A 3,786-nucleotide genomic window follows, 5' to 3' on the forward strand; every position below is an offset into this window, starting at 1 on the left:
CTTCTGTGAAATAGTCAATAGCGGTATTAAACTGACAATTGTATCGTAAGTTTCCATATACCTATTTTCTATTAAAGTAACAAAAAAAAGTAACAACATTAATCTAGACTACAGCCATATTTTTTATTCAAAGATAAAAAAAAGACGACCGTTTCCAGTCGTCTTTTTTACTATATGAAATTACTTTATTAAGCGATTTTTGCAGGAACAGCGATTCTATCTAAAATAGTATTGAATGTTTCACTAGGACGCATCGCTTTTTCAGTCAATTCCGGATTAGGTTGGTAATGACCACCAATAGCTTGAGGTTTTCCTTGTGCTCCAATTAACTCTGCATTGATTTTGGCTTCGTTTGCTGCAAATGCTGTTGCAATAGGAGTAAAGATAGCTTTCAATTCCTCGTTTTTATCTTGGGCTGCTAATGCTTCTGCCCAATACATTGCCAAGTAAAAATGAGAACCACGGTTGTCAATTTCACCAATTTTACGAGCTGGAGATTTATCATTAGCTAAGAATTTCTCCGTAGCTACATCAAGAGTTTCTGCTAAAATAATTGCTTTAGAATTGTTTAAAGTTTGACCTAAATGTTCTAATGAAGTACCTAAAGCCAAGAACTCACCAAGTGAATCCCAACGTAAATAACCTTCTTGTGTAAATTGTTCAACATGTTTTGGAGCTGATCCACCTGCACCTGTTTCAAACAAACCACCACCATTCATCAATGGAACGATAGATAGCATTTTTGCGGATGTTCCTACTTCCAAAATAGGAAATAAGTCAGTTAAGTAATCACGCAATACGTTTCCTGTTACAGAAATAGTATCTAGTCCTTTAATGATTCTTTCTAATGTGAAGTCAGTTGCTTCAATAGGATTAAGGATACGGATGTCTAAAGCTGTTGTATCGTAATCTTTTAAATATTTTGTTACTTTTTCGATTAACTCTCTATCATGTGCTCTGTTTTCGTCTAACCAAAAAACGGCTGGAGTATTTGATAAACGAGCTCTATTTACCGCTAATTTAACCCAGTCTTGAATCGGAGCATCTTTTGCCTGACACATTCTGAAAATATCTTTAGCTTCAACAGTTTGTTCCATTAAAACGTTTCCATTAGTATCTACAACACGAACAACGCCGTCTGCACTCATTTGGAATGTTTTGTCATGTGAACCGTACTCTTCCGCTTTTTGCGCCATCAAACCTACGTTTGGTACACTTCCCATAGTTGTTGGGTCGAAAGCACCATGTTTTTTACAAAAATCAATTGTCGCAGTATAAATTCCTGCATAACATCTGTCTGGGATAATGGCTATAGTATCTTGTTGTTTTCCTTCTTTATCATACATCTGTCCCGAAGTACGAATCATTGCCGGCATAGAAGCATCAACAATCACATCTGAAGGGACGTGAAGATTGGTGATTCCTTTTTCAGAATTTACCATGGCCAACGCTGGTCCATTTTCTATCGCTTGGTTTATTGCAGCTTCCACTTCAGCCTGCATCGGGTGTCCCGCAATTTTTGCATAAACATCACCTAAACCGTTTCTGGTGTCGATATTTAATTCATTAAATAAAGCAGCATATTTTTCGAAAACAGCTGTGAAATAAACTTCTACTATGGCTCCAAAAATAATTGGATCAGAAACTTTCATCATAGTAGCTTTCAGGTGAACCGAAAGTAGAACGTTTTGTTCTTTTGCTTCTGCAATTGTTTTAGCAACAAAACTTTTTAAAGCGTTCAGGTTCATAACAGAACTGTCGATTATTTCACCTGCTTTTAGTGGAGTGCTTGCTTTCAAAACAGTAGTTGAACCATCTTTACCAACAAATTCTATTTTCACATCAGTGGCATCAGCAATGGTGATTGATTTTTCACTTCCGTAAAAATCACCGCTTTCCATAGAAGCTACTTGTGTTTTTGAGTCAGATGACCAAGCTCCCATAGAATGTGGGTTTGCTTTAGCGTAATTTTTAACTGCTTTTGGAGCTCTACGATCAGAGTTTCCTTCGCGTAAAACTGGATTTACGGCGGAACCTAAAATTTTAGAATATTTAGCTTTGATGGTTGTCTCCCCTTCGTTTTGCGGTTCTTCAGGAAAGTTTGGTAAATTATAACCATGAGATTGTAATTCAGCAATAGCCGCTTTTAATTGAGGAACAGATGCCGAAACATTTGGTAATTTTATGATGTTTGCCTCTGGGGTTGTTGCTAATTGTCCAAGTTCTAATAAAGCATCTCCTGTTTTTTGATCTTCAGTCAAAAATTCAGGAAAGTTTGCTAAAATTCTTCCGGCTAAAGAAATATCTCTAGTTTCAATTTCAATATCAGAAGTTGATGTAAATGCTTGTACAATAGGTAGAAATGAATAAGTTGCCAACAAAGGCGCTTCATCTGTAAGGGTGTAAAAAATTTTTGATTTCTGTGTCATTTTTGTATTTTTATAATCGAATCACGGTTAAATGTAGCTTAAGTAAGGTGTTTCACTTGAAATAAGGCGGACAAATATATGAAAATCAGATGTAATAGAAGGCGCATTTTATATAGAAAAACACGAATTTTCAGATTACTAACTAGTTATTCTGAATTTGTTAGTTTTATAAACCCTTAAATCCTAAATTAGGAATTTATGAGGGGGAAAATTAGCAAAAAAAAAGTCCCAACATTGTTGGGACTTTTTTATAGTAAAGAGATCGTTGACTATCTTCTTTTGTCTTTAATTTTAGCTTTTTTACCAGTAAGTTCTCTGAAGTAGAAAATTCTAGCTCTACGAACTGCACCTTTTTTGTTGATTTCAATTTTTTGTAAAGCGGGTAAGTTTACTGGGAAGATACGCTCCACTCCAATAGCACCTGACATTTTACGAATAGTAAAAGTTTCTGTGTTACCAGAACCTCTTCTTTGAATAACAACTCCTTTAAAAAACTGAGTTCTAGTTTTTTCACCCTCTCTAATTTCGTAGTAAACTGTGATAGTATCACCAGCTCCAAAAACAGGGAAATCTTTTCTAGCTACTAATTCGTCTTGAACGAATTTCATTAAATCTGCCATGATAATTTTAATTATGGTTTTTTATTAAATCAACATTCACGGATCTCGCCAGAGGTTAATCTAATGTGGGCGCAAAAATACAACTTTTGTTTCAATCTACAAGTTTTTTAGTAATCAGTTTTCAGTCTCAGTATATTTCGACTAAAAGAAACGACTAAATTTTACATCCAAATTTGTCAGGGTTATTAATCATATAATTAATTAGTCTTCCAATTTCAATAGTTTTGTTATTCAAATCATTATAGGTTTCAATATTTATATATTCGCATTTTAGAGAAAATTCCAGCCAGACATTTGTTTCTGAATTTTCAGCATCACTATCAGTTAATTTGCTGATGAAATGATTAATATAGCGTCTTTTTCTGTATGCTTCTGCAATGTTTGCGGAAACACTTCTCGAAGAACGTCGAATTTGATCTGTGAGGGAATATTTCTCTTCTTTTGGAAACGATTTCGATAACATAAAAATGTCCATTGCTAACTGAAACGACTTTTGAAATGCTAATAATTCTTTAAAATCCATTTTGATTGTATTTAAGTTTCCAGTCCCAGTTTCCAGTCCCAGTTTTCAGTCTCAGTTTTCAGAGATTACAAATTGTGTTTTGAAAACTGCGACTGCGACTGAAAACTTTTTATTCATTCCTAATACTGAAAACTGCGACTGCGACTGAAAACTTTTTATTCATTCCTAATACTGAAAACCGCGACTGCGACTGAAAACTTTTTATTCATTCCTA

Annotated in this window: 3 protein-coding genes; all 3 read right to left on the reverse strand. The window is 34.5% G+C overall.

All coding sequences use genetic code 11. The features are described from left to right. Positions 1-188: 188 nt before the first annotated feature. Positions 189-2,429, reverse strand: coding sequence for an NADP-dependent isocitrate dehydrogenase (locus ACNO7W_RS16195; protein WP_417938905.1), 2,241 nt, complete (start codon positions 2,427-2,429; stop codon positions 189-191). Between the two features lie 269 nt (positions 2,430-2,698). Beyond that, a complete protein-coding gene (rplS, locus tag ACNO7W_RS16200) occupies positions 2,699-3,049 on the reverse strand; it encodes a 50S ribosomal protein L19 (protein WP_143388763.1) in 351 nt (116 codons plus the stop codon). Between the two features lie 154 nt (positions 3,050-3,203). Next, complete coding sequence (locus tag ACNO7W_RS16205; protein WP_417938906.1) at positions 3,204-3,572, reverse strand: four helix bundle protein; 369 nt, start codon at positions 3,570-3,572, stop codon at positions 3,204-3,206. Positions 3,573-3,786: the final 214 nt, after the last annotated feature.

Origin of the sequence: Flavobacterium sp. ZB4R12 (assembly GCF_048276375.1) — a bacterium.
Lineage (GTDB): Bacteria > Bacteroidota > Bacteroidia > Flavobacteriales > Flavobacteriaceae > Flavobacterium > Flavobacterium gawalongense.